16 protein-coding genes are annotated in these 19,468 nt (G+C 44.3%); 14 read left to right on the top strand and 2 right to left on the bottom strand.

Annotation, left to right across the window (positions count from 1 at the left end; all coding sequences use genetic code 11):
* The first annotated feature begins 206 nt into the window (after positions 1-206).
* The 9 genes from F6J90_RS19725 to F6J90_RS19765 all read left to right on the top strand — a co-directional run bounded on the left by F6J90_RS19725 (position 207) and on the right by F6J90_RS19765 (position 8,992).
* The gene (locus F6J90_RS19725) at positions 207-1,586 is read left to right on the top strand and encodes a Mur ligase family protein (RefSeq protein ID WP_293097088.1); all 1,380 of its coding nucleotides are present in this window, start codon (positions 207-209) and stop codon (positions 1,584-1,586) included.
* 161 nt (positions 1,587-1,747) lie between these two features.
* On the top strand, positions 1,748-2,659 hold the full coding sequence (locus F6J90_RS19730; RefSeq protein ID WP_293097091.1) for a Uma2 family endonuclease: 912 nt from the start codon (positions 1,748-1,750) through the stop codon (positions 2,657-2,659).
* Positions 2,660-2,675: 16 nt separating this feature from the next.
* A complete protein-coding gene (locus F6J90_RS19735; protein ID WP_293097094.1) occupies positions 2,676-3,845 on the top strand; it encodes a DUF58 domain-containing protein in 1,170 nt (389 codons plus the stop codon).
* Between the two features lie 176 nt (positions 3,846-4,021).
* On the top strand, positions 4,022-4,420 hold the full coding sequence (locus F6J90_RS19740; protein ID WP_071106444.1) for a ferredoxin thioredoxin reductase catalytic beta subunit: 399 nt from the start codon (positions 4,022-4,024) through the stop codon (positions 4,418-4,420).
* Positions 4,417-4,851, top strand: coding sequence for a DUF309 domain-containing protein (locus tag F6J90_RS19745; protein WP_293097098.1), 435 nt, complete (start codon positions 4,417-4,419; stop codon positions 4,849-4,851). Before F6J90_RS19740 ends, F6J90_RS19745 begins: the two co-directional genes overlap by 4 nt.
* A 194-nt stretch (positions 4,852-5,045) precedes the next feature.
* Positions 5,046-5,528 (top strand): LptA/OstA family protein, encoded by a 483-nt coding sequence (locus F6J90_RS19750; protein WP_293097100.1) that lies wholly within the window; start codon positions 5,046-5,048, stop codon positions 5,526-5,528.
* 159 nt (positions 5,529-5,687) lie between these two features.
* Positions 5,688-6,416 (top strand): LPS export ABC transporter ATP-binding protein, encoded by a 729-nt coding sequence (gene lptB, locus F6J90_RS19755; protein ID WP_293097102.1) that lies wholly within the window; start codon positions 5,688-5,690, stop codon positions 6,414-6,416.
* 38 nt (positions 6,417-6,454) lie between these two features.
* Positions 6,455-7,621 (top strand): LptF/LptG family permease, encoded by a 1,167-nt coding sequence (locus F6J90_RS19760; RefSeq protein WP_293097104.1) that lies wholly within the window; start codon positions 6,455-6,457, stop codon positions 7,619-7,621.
* 132 nt (positions 7,622-7,753) lie between these two features.
* On the top strand, positions 7,754-8,992 hold the full coding sequence (locus tag F6J90_RS19765; protein WP_293097106.1) for a hypothetical protein: 1,239 nt from the start codon (positions 7,754-7,756) through the stop codon (positions 8,990-8,992).
* Between the two features lie 357 nt (positions 8,993-9,349).
* Here the strand turns inward: F6J90_RS19765 and F6J90_RS19770 are convergent, their stop codons facing one another.
* The gene (locus tag F6J90_RS19770; RefSeq protein ID WP_293097108.1) at positions 9,350-10,774 is read right to left on the bottom strand and encodes an NADP-dependent isocitrate dehydrogenase; all 1,425 of its coding nucleotides are present in this window, start codon (positions 10,772-10,774) and stop codon (positions 9,350-9,352) included.
* Between the two features lie 681 nt (positions 10,775-11,455).
* On the opposite strand from F6J90_RS19770, the gene F6J90_RS19775 reads away from it, so the two are divergent.
* The 5 genes from F6J90_RS19775 to F6J90_RS19795 all read left to right on the top strand — a co-directional run bounded on the left by F6J90_RS19775 (position 11,456) and on the right by F6J90_RS19795 (position 18,768).
* Positions 11,456-12,166: a response regulator transcription factor gene (locus F6J90_RS19775; protein WP_293097110.1), complete on the top strand. Its 711-nt coding sequence runs from the start codon at positions 11,456-11,458 to the stop codon at positions 12,164-12,166.
* 929 nt (positions 12,167-13,095) lie between these two features.
* Entirely contained in the window at positions 13,096-13,584 is a 489-nt protein-coding gene (locus F6J90_RS19780) for an adenylyltransferase/cytidyltransferase family protein (RefSeq protein ID WP_071106454.1), read from the top strand.
* A gap of 967 nt (positions 13,585-14,551) precedes the next feature.
* Positions 14,552-15,289, top strand: coding sequence for a GUN4 domain-containing protein (locus F6J90_RS19785; protein WP_293097113.1), 738 nt, complete (start codon positions 14,552-14,554; stop codon positions 15,287-15,289).
* A 150-nt stretch (positions 15,290-15,439) separates the two neighbouring features.
* A complete protein-coding gene (locus F6J90_RS19790; protein WP_366513788.1) occupies positions 15,440-17,065 on the top strand; it encodes a GAF domain-containing sensor histidine kinase in 1,626 nt (541 codons plus the stop codon).
* 320 nt (positions 17,066-17,385) lie between these two features.
* On the top strand, positions 17,386-18,768 hold the full coding sequence (locus F6J90_RS19795) for an IctB family putative bicarbonate transporter (RefSeq protein WP_293097116.1): 1,383 nt from the start codon (positions 17,386-17,388) through the stop codon (positions 18,766-18,768).
* Between the two features lie 196 nt (positions 18,769-18,964).
* On the opposite strand, the gene smpB is transcribed toward F6J90_RS19795, so the two are convergent.
* The gene (smpB, locus tag F6J90_RS19800) at positions 18,965-19,432 is read right to left on the bottom strand and encodes an SsrA-binding protein SmpB (protein ID WP_293097118.1); all 468 of its coding nucleotides are present in this window, start codon (positions 19,430-19,432) and stop codon (positions 18,965-18,967) included.
* Between the last annotated feature and the right edge of the window lie 36 nt (positions 19,433-19,468).

Here is a 19,468-nt window from a genome sequence, read left to right on the forward strand (position 1 = left end):
CTATTAAGTATGAAAGATGAACGATGCAGCACTATTGCATGAAGGACACAGTGAAGTACTTGCGCTGTGGTGGGCGTGAAATCTTCCCTAATTATCTTCCACTTCATCAATGGTAGGTTTTTAGTTTTGATCGGAAGTTTCGATTCTGATCGGTTCATCTTTGGTTCCAACTCTTTAATCCACGAACAACTTGTAGCTTTCATCCCGTGACTAGATCAATTATCGATAGATTACGATTAGGGTTATCCGTAGGCATTGCCAAAACCGTCACCGCTCTGGTTCGGTTATTAAACCTAGGGGCAGCAAGTGTTCTGCCTGGAGCAATTGCCCGTCGTTTCCAGCCTCAAGTGCTTCCCTTACTCTTGGATCAGGTCAGACGAGGTGTGATTCTAATTGTTGGTACTAACGGTAAAACTACCACCTCTCTACTTCTATGCACTATCCTGGAAGACCTTGGTTGGCAAGTTGCTCACAATAGTACTGGGGCAAATTTGATTAATGGCTTAGTAACCGCACTCCTAGTTCATACCAATGGCATTGGTCAGTTGGATGCTGACTACGCCATTTTGGAAGTGGATGAAAATGTGCTGCCCTTGGTATTGCTTGATTGCGAACCTAAGTTTATTTTGGGCTTAAACCTGTTTCGTGACCAGCTGGATCGTTATGGGGAAGTGGATACCATTAGCCGTCGCTGGCAAAATGCGATCGCTCCCTTACCAGAGGAAACCGTTGTGGTCTTAAACGGCGATGACCCTACCCTTTCTTACCTGGGTCAACAGTTACCCCAGATAGTCCTTTTCTTTGGGTTAAGTGAGCCAGATGTCTATCTTGATGAAATTCCCCATGCTGTTGACTCAATTTACTGCCCCAGTTGTGGACATCCCCTGGACTATGAGGGAGTTTATCTGTCCCATCTAGGAGACTATCACTGTCCTCAATGTGGCTTTAGTAAACCTCAACTAGGAGTCAATAGTAGCCAGTGGCCACAAATATTAATTGGTATCTATAACAAATACAATACATTGGCAGCGGGATTACTAGCCATAGAGATGGGAATTGACCGGGATACCATCTACAACACTATTAAAACCTTCCGCGCTGCCTTTGGACGAGCAGAAGAATTAGTTGTGGATGGGAAGCGGGTTCGGATTCTGTTATCCAAAAATCCAGTAGGGATGAATGAAACGATTCGAGCTGTTAATGACTTGCAAAAACAAGGTGGAGCATCCACTAAACTAGTGGTACTCAATGACCGAACCCCTGATGGCACAGATGTGTCTTGGATTTGGGATGTGGATACAGAGAAATTAGTGAACTCAGGGGGAACTGTGGTAGTCAGTGGCGATCGCGTTTATGATATGGCACTCCGTCTACAATACAGCCAGAATCAAGACCAGAATCAAGACCAGAATCAAGACCAGAATCAAGACCAGACTAATTGCCAATTGATTATTAAAGAAGATTTAGCAGAAGCGATCGCTACCGCTTTCGAAGAAACTCCAGATCATGAAACCCTTCATATTTTGCCTACTTATTCTGCCATGTTGGAAGTGCGGGGACTTTTGACTGGGCGCAAAATTTTGTAGCTATCGGTAAGGGAGTTATTATCAAGTGCTGAACGACCTTTATGCTAAATGCTTTACTTAATGGTTGTAAGGGAGATAATTGGAAATTTTATTAAGTCCTGACTCATGAAAAATTCTGCCAAAATAAATCTATACCCCCAGTAGAAGCCGATCAAGAAACCATGACTCAAAGTATTGACCGGGTGGTTTTACCTCCTCCTTTCCCAGATCACACCCAACTACCAGAATCAGATGGAAGTTTTGCCAAAAATTTTCATAAACACCCCCAAAGCATCTTACTTACAGATTCCATTGGACCAGTTTTAGAGCAAATTCATCCCGATGGACACTATGCCATTGGACAAGACTGTGGTATATATTGGCGAGAAACTGACCCACCCGAAAAAGGAGCAGAAGCTCCTGACTGGTTTTATGTTCCCAACGTTCCCCCTAAGTTAGATGGTGAAATTCGCCGTTCCTACGTTATATGGCGAGAATATATCGCTCCTTTAATTGCTCTTGAATTTGCTAGTGGGAACGGGGAAGAAGAACGAGACCAAACTCCTCTATCCCGAAGTGAGGAAGGAAAAGTCACTAAACCAGGCAAATTTTGGGTTTATGAGCAGATTATACGCATTGCCTATTACGGCATCTATGAAATCAAAACCGGTAACTTGGAGGTCTATGAATTCCTTAAAGGTTTCTATCACAAAATGAAGCCCAACGAGCGAGGTCATTATCCCATTGAACCATTAGGAATCGAATTGGGACTGTGGCAGGGAACCTATCAAAATCAAAACCAACTCTGGTTAAGGTGGTGGGATAACCAAGGTAATCTATTGCTGATTGGTAATGAGCGGGCGGAAGTAGAACATGCACGAGCTCAAAAAGCTGAACAGGAGCGACAACAAGAGGCTGAAGCACGATTGATAGCTGAACAGGAGCGACAACAAGAGGCTGAAGCACGATTGATAGCTGAACAGGCAATCTTCGAGGCTGTGCCCCGTTTTCTGAAGATGGGACTAACAGTGGAACAGGTAGCAGAAGCCCTTAGCTTGAGTGTAGAACAGGTAAGACAACAAGTTGAGGGTTGAATAACTCTAAAAAGTCATGAGCGTTATCAAACAAACCACCGAATGGTTAGAAAGCAACTGGGTTAATCCCGCCTATGGAGGTTTGCTTTTAGCAGGTATTGCCATCTGTTTCTTTGGCGCTGCCACCAATACCATGGCAGGATGGCTCTATGTGATCAGTGCGATCATTTTTGCCCTACTGGTAATTGCCGCTATCTTGCCACTGCGATCGCTTCACCATCTATCAGTACGCCGACGTCCGATCTCACCGGTCAGTGTGGGAGACCAGTTAACCATTGAACTAGAAATCGAAAACCCCACCCTCCGGCCTCAAACCCTATTACAAATTCAGGATATGCTCCCACCGGAACTGGGAGCAATGACCAAAACACCAGTAGCCACCATTCCAGCCCAAAGTGTCCATCGCTGGGTTTATTACCATCCCACCCCCAAACGAGGAGTCTATCGCTGGCATCAGGTACAATTGAGAACTGCCACACCCTTGGGATTATTTTGGTGCCGTCGCCGTCGATATGTCAGCGCTAGGGCAGTAGTTTATCCCACTGTACTCCCCCTTACTTGCTGTCCCCTAGTGGATGAAATCGGTGAAGAGGACAGTATGCAAGTCCAAAGCGATCGCAAATCTCAATCAGTTAGCCAAGACCTCACCAAAGCACTACGACCTTACCGAGTTGGGGACCCTACCCGTCTGATTCACTGGCGCACCAGTGCTCGTTACGGTGAATTACTGGTACGGGAGTTAGAAGTATTGACTGGTTCTCAAGAAATTATCATCTGCCTCGATAGCTCCAGTCAATGGCATCCGGAATACTTTGAACAAGCCGTGATTGCTGCTGCTTCTATGTACTCCTATGCTTATCGGACTCAGCCAAATGTGAAATTCTGGACAGCGATAACAGGGTTATTGCACGGTAACTCAGTAGTGTTAGAAGCCCTTGCTGCCACCCAAGCCGGAGTTGATGGGAAAGCCGAAGAGAAACCCTATCTACCCCCCTATCTACCCTTGATCTGGCTGACTCAAAATCCTGTTAGTCTTAACTCCCTACCCCCTGGGAGTCGTTGCTTACTGTGGCCAAAAGATGTCTCTGTTGTAAAGCCAGTCCAACAACTCAAGGGCGATAGTTTGGGAATTGTAATTAATACGACTGAGCCCCTAAAACCCCAGTTACAGCAACCGATCCGATAGCAAATAAGCTGTGGAACGCAATGGATTCCTAACGGATGTATACGGCAGCAGGTTAACACCAATTCAACCCATCAAACAATTATATTAAACTATGGCTTGGATCAACAACTATCCGATTTACCTGTAAGACTGTACGATACAATGCTAAAAACTGTTTCACAACTCAATTTTACTAAATGACTACATCACCAATAGCTAATCAAGCCAGTGATAGTAAAGCCGAGGGAGCTAATCAAGCCAGTGATAGTAAACTGGAGGCGATGCAAAACTTTGCTCAGACTTATGCTCAGCGTACTGACACTTACTTCTGTGTTGACCCAAGCGTAACTGCTGTGGTTATTGAGGGACTTGCCAAACACAAAGAAGAACTCGGTGCTCCCTTATGCCCTTGCCGCCATTATGAAGACAAAGAAGCAGAGGTGAAAGCTACCTTCTGGAATTGCCCTTGTGTCCCCATGCGGGAACGCAAGGAGTGCCACTGTATGTTATTTTTGACCCCGGATAACGATTTTGCGGGTGATAAGCAAGAAATTTCCCTAGACGAAATTAAAGCTGCGCGAGATAGCATGGCATGACAGCCATAGTACTACCTGAAGAATTTTGGCAGGGTGTCGATCAATTTAATCAGCAAGAGTTTTACGCTTGTCACGACACCCTTGAAGCTTTATGGATAGAAGCAGTTGAGCCGCAAAAGCGATTTTATCAAGGCATTTTACAAATAGCTGTTGGCTGCTACCACTTAAGCAATCTCAACTGGCGTGGTGCAGTGGTGTTACTCGGTGAAGGGATTGGACGTCTCAGTAACTATCAACCGGACTATGGGGGGATTGATGTCAGTGAGCTACTATCTCAAAGTGTTAATCTCTTAGAGGCATTGCAAAACGTTGGCTCAGAGCAAGTTGCTGATTTCCTTAGACAGTTAGAGGCAGCCCAGAGCAATGGTGTAGTTGTTGTTGGTGGCGAAGGGGTTAGCAGTTTTCCCAAACTCGAGCGAGTTGATGGTTAAGTTGATGATTAATAATTAGCTGTTAGCAAATGCTATGAAGGGATCAGAAACTTTGTTGGTACCTAGTCGTCAAAACTAAAACGTGAGGTTTTCAGCAAAAAGCATGTTTTCCAGCCAAGCTATGGCTGGATTTGCTTAAACTAGTAGGCAGAACAGCTTATTTATCTTTGATATCAGTCATCACACACAACAGCATGAAGTCCGACCTTAAATATACTAACCGATTAAGGCATAATCTAGGTCTAAGATTATTCTTGCCAGTTACCTTGGTAGGTGCGATCGCATTACCAACTTTCCTTAACATCCCCCAAGCACAAGCCCAAAATAAACCATCAGCAGCTGATGGAAGTGCCTTGACGGTTCGCTCTGATGTCCAGGAAGCTAACTCCAAAACTGGCGTAGTCACAGCCCGTGGCAATGTCCAAATTAACTATCCCGCTCGCCAAATACAAGCAACTGCAGCCCAAGCACAATACTTCAGCCGTGAGCGCCGTCTGGTTCTCAATGGTAATGTTTTTGTGTTGCAAGAGGGCAATAGTATTCAGGGTGAAACCATTACCTATTTGATTGATGAAGGACGCTTTGTAGCCCTGCCTCAACAAAACCAACAGGTAGAATCAATTTACATCGTTACTGACCCAGACAGCACCACATCACCGGCTCCAGGGCTTCCCTAGCTAAATCAACCCCTACCATCAGCCATTATGGCTTAAAAACTAGATCTTAATTGATAGAATGGCCTGCAACCACTCCTGGTCATTTCCTGGTCATTGGTCAATTACTAAGGATATCAGGATTATGGACTATTGACTAATGAGTGATTAAAGGTGCTATCTGTGAAAATATTATTAGATAATATCCATAAGTCCTATGGCAGGCGCAGTGTTGTCAGTCGCGTTAATCTTTCCGTCGCCCAAGGGGAAGTTGTAGGGTTGCTCGGTCCTAATGGTGCTGGTAAAACTACAACCTTCTACATTGCCACTGGTCTAGAAAAACCCAATCTCGGTACAGTTTGGCTAGATGATCAAGATATCACTGCAATGCCTATCAATCGGCGAGCGCAGCTAGGTATTGGTTATCTGGCTCAGGAAGCGAGTATCTTCCGCCACCTTAGTGTTCGGGACAATATTCAATTAGTCTTAGAACAAACTGGTGTGCCTCGTGGTGAGTGGCGATTAAGAATGCATTACTTACTCCAAGAGTTTCGTTTGGACAAAGTCGCCAATACCTTAGGTAATCAAGTGTCTGGAGGAGAAAGACGTCGAACAGAACTGGCAAGAGCTTTAGCTGTTGGTTCACTTGGACCGAAGTTCTTATTCTTGGATGAGCCATTTGCTGGTGTCGATCCCATTGCTGTCTCAGAGATTCAAAAAATTATGGCTCGATTACGCGATCGCCAAATGGGAATTCTGGTGACTGACCACAATGTTAGAGAAACCCTAGCGATTACTGACCGTGCCTACATTATGCGAGAAGGACAAATCCTGGCTGCCGGCAGTGCTGAAGAACTTTATGATAATCCTTTAGTACGTAAGTATTACTTAGGGACAGGGTTTCAACGATAAAAGAAGCTATTAACAATTAATTTAGCGATTAGCAAATCATGAAATTTGGTAAATCCAAGTCCATCATTGCACTAATGCCTGGCTTATCAGTGATGGATCGGTACATCGTATTTGAGCTAATCCCACCATTGCTGTTTGGTATCGGTGCTTTTTCATCACTGGGTGTAGCTATTGGAACCCTATTTGAGTTGGTTCGGAAAGTTACTGAAGCAGGACTACCATTGGGAATTGCTCTTCAAGTGCTACTGTTGCAATTACCCCAGTTTATTTCCTATGCTTTACCAATGTCCATGCTCCTAGCTGCTCTGATGGCATACTCTCGCCTCAGCAGCGATAGTGAGTTGATTGCCATGCGTAGCTTTGGGGTAAGCATCTACCGACTGATAATACCTGCTGTAGTGGTGAGTTTGCTCGTTACAAGTCTGACATTTGTATTTAATGAATTAGTGGTTCCTGCGGCTAACTACCAGTCCAAAATTACCTTAGACAAAGCGCTCAAAAAAGAAAGACCATCCTTCCAGGAAAGAAACATCTTTTATCCCGAATATCAAAAAGTAAAGCTACCCAATGGCAAAAAAGTAAACAAAATTAAGCGTTGGTTCTACGCCGAGGAATTTGATGGTAAGCAGATGAGAGGCTTGACAATTTTAGACTTTTCTCAGACCGGTCTGGAACAAATTGTTACCTCTGAGTCTGCCGTTTGGAACCCCACTGAAAATCTATGGGATTTTTTAGATGGTACCATTTACATTATATCTCCCGATGCTTCTTACCGCAATATCCTCAGATTTCAAAAACAAAAGCTACAACTTCCTAGAACGCCTTTGGATTTGGCAAAAAAAAATCGTGACTATGGTGAAATGAACATTGCTCAGTCTCTAGAGCGTTTGGAAGTATTACGCCATAGTGGTAATGCTAAAAAAATCCGTAAACTTAGGATCAGAATTCAACAAAAAATTTCTTTTCCCTTTGTTTGTCTAGTTTTTGGTCTAGTAGGAGCCGCATTAGGAACTCGTCCTCAACGTACAGGTAAAGCAACAAGTTTCGGAATTAGTGTTTTAGTAATTTTTTCTTACTACTTATTAGGATTTATCACCAATGCCCTAGGTTTAGTTAACATTTTCTCTCCTTTGATGGCAGCCTGGTTGCCTAATTTATTTGGACTAGGTGCGGGAGGATTGTTGTTATATAGGGCTGCCCGATAGATAGGCCAGATAGATAGATAGGTAGTTATTGTTGCTAATTGTAAATTGCTAATTGTAAACCTGAATCCGTTGATTAGAGGCTAACATCAAGTTACAGCGAAGCTGAAATGTCTAACATCGTTGAAACGTGCCATGTCTTATCGTCATCAACCTCCTGCCTACCTCCGCTATTGGAAAGCTCAACTACAACCTTTGGGACGACCAGCATTTTGGGGAGCAGCTGTCTTGTTATCCCTAATGTTGTGGTTTCTCCGGGAATACTGGAACCGTCCAGAATTGCTAAGGGCAATTGGGATCAATCAAGTGGCTGAAACTGATACTCCCACCGTTGAACCAACCCTGTCTTCTGAAGATGATGAACTAGCGGCAAGGTTGGCTGATATTGATAATTCTGCCGTGCTATTAGCAGAGCTCGAAGCCCTAAGTGCTATATCAGTACCACCACAGCAAACCAAGAAAGGCAAAAAGTCTAAAACCAAAAATTCGGAAGGGTTATTTACTCAAGTTATTCAGCAGACAAAAGCTAACTCCCAAGCAAAATCACCTTTACTAACCCCAAACGTCCAACCTCAGCAGTCCTCAAAAGCCAGACATCCGTTTGTTACATCTACAAACTTTAATGTCCCTCCCGTTCCTGGGAGTGGCTTACTGAGCAATCCTAACTCTGTTAATCAGAGATCTTTATCCTCAAGCACACTGAACCAGACTAATTCTGTCTTGGGGTTGGGTTCCCTCAATTCCCTCTACACTAATCCAGCCGAGTTACCAGTCAGCCCTTTACAGGAAGCCTTGAATAGGCTTAATGCTGCTAAGTCTGCTACCGGTAATAGCAAAGCTCAACTACCTGCTAACATCTTGCCTTCAAACATCTCCTATGGAAACAGGGGAGTTCAGCAACAAGGGAACTCAGGAACTCAGGAAATCAAAGCTAGGGGCGGGATACCGTTGAGGGCAACTGGGAATCAAGCATTACCGACTCCCTCCTATCCAGGACAAATTACCTATCCTGGGGTAACAACACCAGGTGTAACCGGCAACAGGACTTTCTCGACCACACCCACAACAGCTCCTTCTCCAGGACAAATTAATTATCCTGGAGTCAATCTACCTCGAACAAGGAACGATAGAACTTTTCCGACAACACCTACAGTTCCTCTCAATTCCAACACCTACTCTAGTCCATTCAGGCAAGCTACCGGTGTAGCAACGGCAGCACCGCTTACACCAGTAGTACCGCAAGCAACGAGTAAATTGGGGCAATTTTCTACCCAGTCTACTAGTCAAAATCAGTTTTTCAATCAGCCTCAGTTAAAGTCTAAGCTTGAACCAAGTCAGCTAAGGCGACGTGACATACTCCGGACGCTGCCCTAACCGGACAGCGCGGGCTTCTTACCAACTCCAGCTATTGCCGAGGATACAAGGGATTTGCTTTATTAACGACACGGTCAGAAGTTACCGTAAGGTACTGGTCGCCTTTATGGTTGGTAGGCTTAGGGTAAAAAGGTTAAATCTTATTGATTAAGGCGACCAGTACTATCGGTTTCGTCTCCGGGATGCCCCGACCCGCCGGAACAATACAAAAAAAAGTTCTATTTTCAGTTGGTAGGTGGCGATTAGCTCTTAATTTGTTTTCCCTTATCAAATGGGCATTTCGACGTTCCGACCCTTGCCCCGCCCTTCCCATACGACACTTACCCAATGAAGGTAAAGTGCGGGGCTTCTCGCGGTTTAGCTAAAATATTTAATGATTGCCTCAGCAAACTCAGAACACTTCAACGCAGGTTCTACGGGTGGAGTCATCATCCGGGCTAGGTCATAAGTAACTTCCCGGTTAGCGATCGCATCTGATATCCCTTTCTTAATCAAATCAGCAGCTTCTTGCCAACCCATATACTCTAGCATCATCACTCCGGATAAAATCACAGAGCCTGGATTTACCCGGTCTAGACCCGCATGTTTGGGAGCTGTGCCATGGGTGGCTTCAAAAATCGCACACGTGTCACCAATATTCGCTCCTGGACCCATACCTAATCCACCAACCATAGCAGCAGCAGCATCGGATAGGTAATCACCATTGAGATTCATCGTGGCCAGAATAGAGTATTCCGCTGGTCTAGTCTGGATTTGTTGGAAAATGCTGTCCGCAATCCGGTCATTGACCATCACCTTATCTTGCCATTGACCTTGCCCATGGGTGTCCCAGATGGAATTCAGGACATTTTCCACTTCCTGGATCACCTTAGCCTGTTTTTCTGGGGTCAAGGCATCATAACCCGGTTCAATGGCGCGAGCATTATCTTCCAGGGTAATGTCAGGATTTTGCTCTTTGTTGCTCAGAATCCAAGATTCCCGTTCAGTTACAGATTCTGCTCGAAACTCTGTGGTTGCTAGTTCATAACCCCAGTCCCGGAACGCGCCTTCGGTGTACTTCATAATATTCCCCTTATGTACCAAAGTCACCATCTGCTTAGGCTTAGGTAACCTGAGGGCATGTTGGATGGCGCGGCGCACTAAACGCTGGGAGCCAGTTTTACTGATAGGTTTAATGCCAATACCAGCATCTAAGGGAATCTGTTTTTTGCCATGTTCTGGAGTCGCTGGGATTAGATCCTGATTGAGTAAAGTAATCAATTTTTCAGCAACTTCGCTTCCTTTGGGCCATTCAATACCCAAGTAGATATCTTCTGTATTTTCCCGATAGACAATCACATCCAGTTTCTCTGGAGTTTTGTGGGGAGAGGGGGTTCCTGGGTAGTACTTACAGGGACGCACACAGGCGTAGAGGTCATTAATTTGCCGCAGGGCAACATTGAGAGAGCGTATACCACCACCCACAGGAGTTGTCAAGGGTCCTTTGATGGCAATGCCGTATTCTTTGATGGCATTTAGGGTGTCTTGGGGTAAATACTGATAAGTACCGTACTTTTCGCAAGCTTCGTCACCGGCGTAGATTTTAAACCAGCTGATGCTGCGCTTGGCACCATAGGCGCATTGGACCGATGCATCAATTACCTTCTGGGCAGCTGGCCAGATATCAACGCCAGTACCATCTCCGCGAATAAACGGAATTATTGGGTTGTCAGGAACAATGGGTTGACCATCCTTGTAGGTAATGGCAGAACCGGTCTGGCAAGGGGAGATTTTCTCGTACATAAAGTAGTTTTAATGAATGTCAGATGGAAGTTGGCAATAGACCTATAGTCAGAAAACTACCAGATCTACTGCACTGGGCTTGAGACATTAAGCTTTTTTGCTGATTAACCCCAGGTAAATGGTAGTTGACCTAAGGTCTATCCATAGGGGGATGGCAAAAACTATACTATAGTTAAGCTTCTCATTAAGATAATTACTACTTGACAGGGCAAGAGTGGCAGAAAGAGCAGGTAGTTGTTGAGCTTTCTTCCCGAAAATTCCCATTTCTGGGTATTAGCATGAGTGAACGTAGTTCAAGTTCAAAGCTTTGATGAAGTTATTACACCATGGCTCAACTGTTTGAAATCAGCCTTTATGCTGAAATAGGGGTTCTATAGCTTAAGTTCTCCTGTAATAGGAAGGTGTTCAACTGTTTTACCACAGCAAGCCAAGGCTGCTTTGTGCAGCGCCATCGCTCCTAAAAAATTGCTTGGGTGATGTGTCAATAGTTAGGGCTTCAACACCGAAACTTACAGTGTTATTAGCATAGATGCTGCCTATGGTCAATCGAATTCCGATCAAAAGATATGGTGTATTGTTTGTCTCAGTTGGCCTTTCATAGACTTCCAGCCAGATGGCAACAGCATCAATTCATGACCAATTGGCAGGAGTGTTTGTAGAAAAGGTGGCTCCAGAAAGAATATGAAAAAGATTTTAGTTGTTGACGATGATAAAACCCTGCTAACTCTTTTGAAGCGCTACCTGGAACATCGAGGATACCAGGTAGAACAAGTGTGTTCGGGAACTGAAGCCTTGGAAGCTTGTGTCAAAAATCCACCTGATCTGGTAGTTTCTGATGTACTGATGCCGGAGATGGATGGGCTAGAGTTTTGCCGTCGTCTGAGAAACATTCCCAATGGTAGGCTGATGCCATTTATTTTTTTGTCTAGCAAAGCAGAATTAGAAGACCGTATTAGTGGTCATTCTATGGGAGCAGATGATTATTTAACTAAACCAGTTGCTCCCAGAGAATTAGAGGCAAAAATCGAAGCACTGCTAGAGCGCTCCCACCGTATCCATGCTGAAATTGTTCGGTTGATGCAGCAAGCTACTGCTATAGCTCCTGGCCATCTAGCTAACCAATTCTCAACATCAGCAGCTGCTGATAATTCTAAGACTTTGGCTCAGGTAGGGGCAAAACCTAAACCTCTACCCTTGACACCAGCAGAAGAACGAGTATTTTGGCAAGTTATTCAGGGGTTAACCAACAAAGAAATAAGCGATCGCCTATTTATCAGCCCTCGTACTGTGCAGACTCACCTCAGTAGCATACTCCATAAGTTGAAACTACATAATCGTAGCCAATTGGTGCGCTTTGCCTATGAGCACGGATACAAACGTCCCAAGGAGTAGACATGAAAGGAATTTTCCCTCAAACGGCGAAATCGGGTTTATTGGTCAATCTTCAGTGACGGAGCTGCCTTGTATTTATACTTCCCACAGACATCAACTGAGCTTTTATTTAACTATCAGCTATCACCCATCAGCCAATTTCCTGACTGCTGACCTAGACAAGCTAACCCCTCATGATATAACTTATCAGCTTTCAACTTCTTCCGCAACCAGTCTCCGGTCTACCGGACGGTCGGTGGTGAGAGGTCAGATGAACTGAAGTAAAATCGCCGCCAAAATGGGTTATCGATTTTGAGCAAAAGTTTGAGCCTATGTGTACTAGGACTGCCCTTTTCCATGAACGGAAAATTCAACGAATTGCGGACAGGGTTTTCCGGAACTTCAGATAAGTCTTTTTTAGTATATAAGTGGAGCCGAAATCAGGTAAGGCACTTTTGCTTCGCTCAAACCGTTGACCCAGTAGGCAGTGTTAGCTAGCAATGGGAACATCGAAGCACTGGGAATGTCAGATAATCGCCTCGGTTATAGAAAAAATATTATGGTGTGGTATAGTAGTTAAATCGAATCGCGCTTGCTCCTCTTTTTGAACGAAGTAAGGAGAGGATGTAAGTGGCGAAGGAAGAATGAGTGAGCAATTTTTTGGATATGTTTTCGGAATCCGATTTACATCGCCTGTATAATAGTATTGGTCCGTGGAACTGCCCTACTGACTAAAAGCCAAGACTTACCTAATAGCAGATCTTGGGAAATCTGTCAAACCCCCTAACCCTCTTGGTAAAACATCCAATCAACATGGTAGACGGGAAAGTAGAAATCAACTCCTTCGGCGCGATGGAGGTAGCCTTGGTAGTAGAGAAACCTACTACGGGAGTAAGTCATTTTAACTAAGGACGGTTCGACTGAAACACTCAGCACTATTTTCAAGTTAGATGACTGGAATCTACACTGCCGATGAATTACAACAGCTGATCACCCACGAGTCAGAGCGATGGCGACCACTGGTATTTACTAATGGGTGTTTTGATCTACTACACATTGGTCATGTGCGTTACTTAAAGATTGCCAAATCCTTGGGTTCATCTCTAGTGGTGGGGCTAAATAGTGATCAATCAGTAAACCGCATTAAACCATCACAGCCAGGATATCCTCCCCGACCACTGGTTCCTGAAATACAGAGGGCAGAAATTCTGGCAACTCTCAAACCCGTAGATGGGGTAGTGATTTTTGCTGAAACCACAGCTACTCGTTTAATTGAAGCATTGCAACCAGAGGTGTATGTTAAAGGGGGTGACTACAGTCTATCAACTTTACCAGAAGCCCCGATTGTTCAATCCTACGGGGGGCGGATTGAGTTAGTCCAGGTTGAATTTCCTACCTCCACTACTCAAATCATTAACCGCATTCTTCAGGCTCGATAAGCACGTGAGAATAGAGAATGCTTGAAATTTGGTAAGTTGTTGTGGGTGTGAATTGCTTATTTGTCAATTTTGGAAAAAACTTTTTATACCCTCGGATGTTGTCTCTCCCTCACCGGTATCTCCCTATCTACTTCAGTAGAGGCACGCTTACATTAGGCATGATAGCACCCTTACATTAGGTACTAAGCACGCTTACACACTTACACGCTTAACTATTAACCATTAACCAAACCCAACACCTAACCCCTAAGCCCTAAGAATTAACCTCCAAGTTAATTCTTAGGGCTTAGGAGTGAAGTACCGCTAGAGATAATTGACGGACTACGATCGGTGAAATTTTGGCACAAGTTCTTCATCTTGACACTCCCCGCCCTGGAAGGACGGGGATTCTTGATTCAACGAGATGACTTGTTCAACCAGGCCGGAGCCAGGAAAAATAGAGGTCTCCTCTCCCCAAGCGTATTTGGTCTATGACCCAGGTTTCGGTGTGCCCCACCGTACCTTGTCTTGATGCAATAGCGAGTGGGGGTTTCCCCCAAGACCGCGCTGCATCGCTTTTTTTTTATATATATAGATAGATACTTTTTTAATCTAATTTTTTTCATAGACGTAAAGAGTCGTTAGACCAAATTACGCAATATGCATCTGATACATATTTTTTACGTTGCCTACTTATTTTTAGATAGTATTTATCTAGCTTTTTAGTTTATTATTTATAATATAATCATAACACGCTCTGTGAAAACTGTCAAGTTTTAGCTGAAAAATCAAGCCGTCCTATAAGGACGGGGCGCGATTACCCAATTTTTTCGGTAAAAGGTTTAAGGTTAGACAATTATAAGCTTGAAGGTTGTATACAAGCGGTTCCTTGCCGTAGTCTAGGTTAAAAGCATGAACTTGCTTGACTCTCGACTTTAAAACCTATCACATTCAACCTTCTTGAGTGCAACCTCAAACCCTACCCTTCATGAGCGATCAAACGGCCCCTTTCCCAGCAGAAGTCTCTAACACAGTTGCCGAACTCCAGCGCCAGCTAAAGTCTAGTTCTGAAAAAAAACAACAGGCTTTGATTCAGGAACTTGCCAGCACTGGCACTGCCGGGTTAGACGTGTTAATGGAATTTTTACAGGAGCAACGTGCCAACCCGACTATCCTCAGTGCTGGTTTTGCCTATCAAGCCCTCCATCAAGCCAATATGCCCAAAACCAATGAATTTCTGCAAACCTATTTTCCTACTGGGGTTGTACCCCTACGTTCTGAAGCAGGCATTGATTACACACCCGTGCAACAGCTGCTAGTTAAACAAGACTTTCTCGCAGCTGACCGTCTTACTCTCGAAAAACTCTGTGAGTTAGCAGGAGCTGCTGCTCTACAGAGAAGATGGCTGTATTTTTCGGAAGTAGACAATTTCCCGATTACAGATTTGCAAACTATTGATATCTTGTGGGTTATTCACTCTCAAGGCAAATTTGGATTTTCTGTGCAGCGGGAGCTTTGGTTGTCTTTGGGCAAGAACTGGGAAAAACTTTGGCCAAAAATTGGTTGGAAAACTGGCAATCGCTGGACCCGATATCCCCATGAGTTTATCTGGGATCTCAGTGCACCAAAAGGTCATTTGCCTCTTTCCAATCAGCTCAGAGGTGTTCGGGTATTTTCCTCTTTGCTTTCTCATCCAGCTTGGTCTAGTCGGACATCACTCCCATAAGCGGTCAGGAACGAAAAAACCACAAAAATGCTTCTGATACCGAAAAATTTGGCATTATTTAAGCATTTATTTTCCTGAGAATTTGTTTACTTCACTACTCTATCTGGGAACCTTAAGTGTTGTGGGTAGCACTACAGTAGCCAGTGGACTGTGGTGCTACCAAAGGTAACCATGGGCAATGGGGTGGTTATGGCAAAAGAAAATCAACTTTTTTGTACTTTGGATGGTTTGACTCCTAAAGAACGGGAAAAAAAACGACTGAAAACTCTTCGGGATTTAGGTCTACTCGAAGCAGAAACAGTACCAGTTTTCGACGAGGCAACTCAGACTACTGCCAGATTTTTAGATGTGCCTATCTGCATTTTGGGCTTTATGGTACAAACGCAACAGCACATCAAATCAGCTGTGGGATTATCTAGAATCGGGCTAATGAATCGAGTGGCACAGTCCCGTCAGTTGCCCCGTAGTGAATGCTTTTGTAGCTATGTAGTAGATAGTCATCAAATGTTGGCGATTAATGATACAGTCGCCAACCCTGTCTTTGCTAGTAGTGTACTGGTTCACCACTACGGTATCCGTTCTTACTTAGGTGCACCACTGTTAACTGCTGACGGAGAGTGTTTAGGTACCCTAGCAGTTATGGATTTAGTACCTCGCAATTTTACCACCAAAGATTATGAGTTTTTGGCAATTACGGCTCGCTGGAGTCTCAGTGAATTTGAGCGGAATCATTTTTTGAAAAAAGAGCGTGACCGCTTTGTTAACTGGCTACCTAACTCTTCAACAGAGCCTCAGCACTCTCAGGAAGTCGAGTCTGATCGCCAAACTTCGAGCCCTAGGAATGTCTCTCTAGATGGGATAGCTGGTTTTAACTCAGTTCACACCATTAAGTACAAATTACTAACTCAGCTGACACAGGAATTGCGCACACCTCTAACATCGATTATGGGAATGGCTAGTGTATTAAGTCGCCAAGTTTATGGGTCTTTGACTGATAAACAAAAAGAATATCTAGAAATTGTTTATTGCAGTGGTCGTCAGCTGGTCTTGATGGTTGATGAAATTCTTTGCTTGGGGATTTTTGAGGAAAACAGCGAACAACTAAATTTAACTGCTGTAGATATTGAAATGCTCTGTCAACAAGCAATGAACAATTTAGCACAGATAGCCCAGCAACATCGACAAAAGTTGCATCTATCTGTAGAGCCAGGGAATCGTATCTGGTTTCTGGATAAAGAAAAGGTGCGACAAATGCTATATTACCTTATATTCAGTGTGATTTACTCGGCTGAGGCAGGGGGTGAAGTACGCATCCATGTCTCTCGAAAAACTGATTTGGAGAGGGCTAATGTTGTGTCTTTGAAAATCGCGGTTTGGGTTTCTCACCCCTGGCTCGGAGATGGTCTACCTCAGATGTACGGACAAATTTCTGAGTTACCGTTACAATCCCCCTCAGCAGCAGCAGCGGTTGCTAATGCTTTAGAAACCCCATTCATCACTGAAGCACTGGGAATAAGTGAACTACCTTCGAGTTCAAACTTCCTCTGTGACAATCAGTTTTTATCCAGTTCTTTTGATCCAGAAACTACTAGTTGGGGTTCTGAATCGGAAAAAAGACCTCAGAATAGTGAATCTCGTGAAAGTTTAGGGCTATTACTAAGCTGCCATTTAGCTAAACGCCATAGAGGAAAAATTTCTGTTCAAGGTTTGCCAGAGTTAGGGTATCGCTACGTGATTACTTTACCTAAATTAGAGTCTCCTGATCAAAACTGTTAAACCACTGTTCCGATTCATTGACTCCTATGTTAAACTAATCTAGGCAAAGGTACTGTCAAGGTGATATAGCCATCAGACCTAGACCGTATTTATCAAAAAAACTCATAAATAGAAGACTAACGGCTGATCAGGGTTGCTCAGTTAAGAAATTATTTAATTTTGCTTAGTCTTTCTGAAGTGGTCGATAGCAAAAGTGCTAAAGACCCCCTGAGAACGCCAGCTTTTCGGGAAGCGTCGAAAAGTTTTTTAGTATTTGGTGAATGAATCCTGATCTAAAATCAAAGATTATAGATGGGGTGGCTTCAAATAAAAAATAGACAATGAATTCAGCTTGGCAACAGTTTACTCTCTCAAATTTACAGCTGTATCGGTGGCGAGGCACTAGCTATTTGTATCGCCTGGTGGGACTCCTAGATGCTTGGCGTCAGAGTAGCTTGCTCCTACAGTGGTCTGACGCAATAGGAGCGATGATAGTTGCTCTGGTGTTCAGTTTAGCTCCTTTTGTGTCCAATGCTCTAGTAGGCATCTTGTTAATTGCAAGTGCAGGGTTCTGGGTATTGCTAACCCTATCTGATGATACAGGAAAGCCCAAGGTAAGCCCCATTCATCTGTTAGTTTTCTTCTACTGGAGTGTTGCCACTATAGCCACCGCACTCTCTCCGGTGAAAGGTGCTGCCTGTAGTGGTTTGGTGAAATTAACCCTTTATTTGTTGTTTTTTGCCCTGATGGCAAGGGTATTGCGTTCCGGTCGGCTTCGTAGCTGGATTATTACCCTGTTTCTGCATATATCACTCATTGTCAGTATTTACGGCTTGCGGCAGTGGTTTTTTGGGGCTGAAGCATTAGCTACCTGGGTAGACCCCACTTCAGCAGCAGCAAAACTGACACGGGTCTATAGTTATCTGGGCAACCCGAATTTACTAGCTGGTTATCTGATCCCAGCAGTAGCATTGAGTTTGGCAGCAGTATTTGTCTGGCAGGGTTTGCTCCCCAAAGCCTTAGCACTGACGATGGTGGTCGTTAATTCAGTTTGTCTAGTGCTAACTTTTAGTCGGGGTGGATGGATTGGTTTTGTTGTTTGTATTTTCGTCTTCTTGATCCTGCTGGTGTATTGGTACAGTGTACAGTTGCCCCCTAAATTACGCCCTTGGGCAATGCCAGCGCTATTAAGCAGTTGTGCTGGGGTGATGCTTCTTGCAGTCATGTTTGTTCCAGCTATACGCGATCGCATTGCTAGTATTTTTGTTGGTCGGGAAGATAGTAGTAACAACTTCCGCATGAATGTTTGGTCTGCTGTGGTGGACATGATTCGTGACCGACCGATCATTGGCATTGGTCCAGGTAACAACGCCTTCAACAAAATCTATCCCCTTTTCCAACGCCCGAAATATACCGCCCTCAGTGCCTATTCCATTTTCCTAGAAACTGCTGTAGAAATGGGTTTGATCGGGATGTTATGTTTCTTGTGGTTGCTGATGGTCACTATAAACCAAGGTATGCAACAACTGAGTCGTCTGAGAAATTTAGCTAACCGTCAGGGATTTTGGCTGATGGGAGCCATTGCCACCATGTCAGGAATGCTCGGCCATGGTCTGGTAGATACGGTTTGGTACCGTCCTCAAGTACAGACCCTATGGTGGCTAGTTGTCGCCATTATTGCCAGTTTCTATGTCAATCCGAATTCTGACCCGTCAAAAGTTTAGAATTTGCAGGTTGCTTTGGAGGTTGGAGGTTACAAGTTACCAAGTTACAGGTTGCTAGTTTTGTGGTGACCTACCAACCTTGGCCAAAAAGCCACGCGTGCGCGTTTAACCTTGGCCAAAAGGCCAGGCATTCGCGAACAACCTACCAAGCAACTAACCAACCTTGGCTAAAAGGCCACGGGTGCGCGTTCAACCTTCAATAACGTTTTAGAGCCCTTGCCATATCTCGCTGATCCTGACGCCTCTTGATCGTCTCGCGCTTATCATGGAGCTTTTTCCCTCTGCCCAAACCAATGCTGACTTTAACTAAGCCGCGCTTCAAATAAATCTTTAAGGGGACAAGGGTTAAACCTTGCTGTTCTAATTTACCGGTGAGCTTATTGATTTCCTTACGGTGCAGCAGTAGTTTTCGGCTGCGACGGGGGTCATGATTAAAATATTCGTTGATATTTTGGTACGGAGAGATATGGACATTGAGCAGCCACGCTTCTCCACCACGAATCAACCCATAGCCATCCCGCAAGTTGACCTTGCCAACTCGGATAGACTTCACCTCCGTTCCCTTTAACTCAATCCCCGCCTCGTAAGTCTCTAAAATTTGGTAGAGAAAACGAGCTTGTCGATTATCACTAATAACTTTATAACTTTCACCTTTATCACTCATAGTCTTGCCACTCCCACAAGCTTGCAGTTATGTGAC

Source organism: Moorena sp. SIOASIH, from assembly GCF_010671925.1.
In the GTDB taxonomy this organism is placed as follows: Bacteria; Cyanobacteriota; Cyanobacteriia; order Cyanobacteriales; family Coleofasciculaceae; genus Moorena.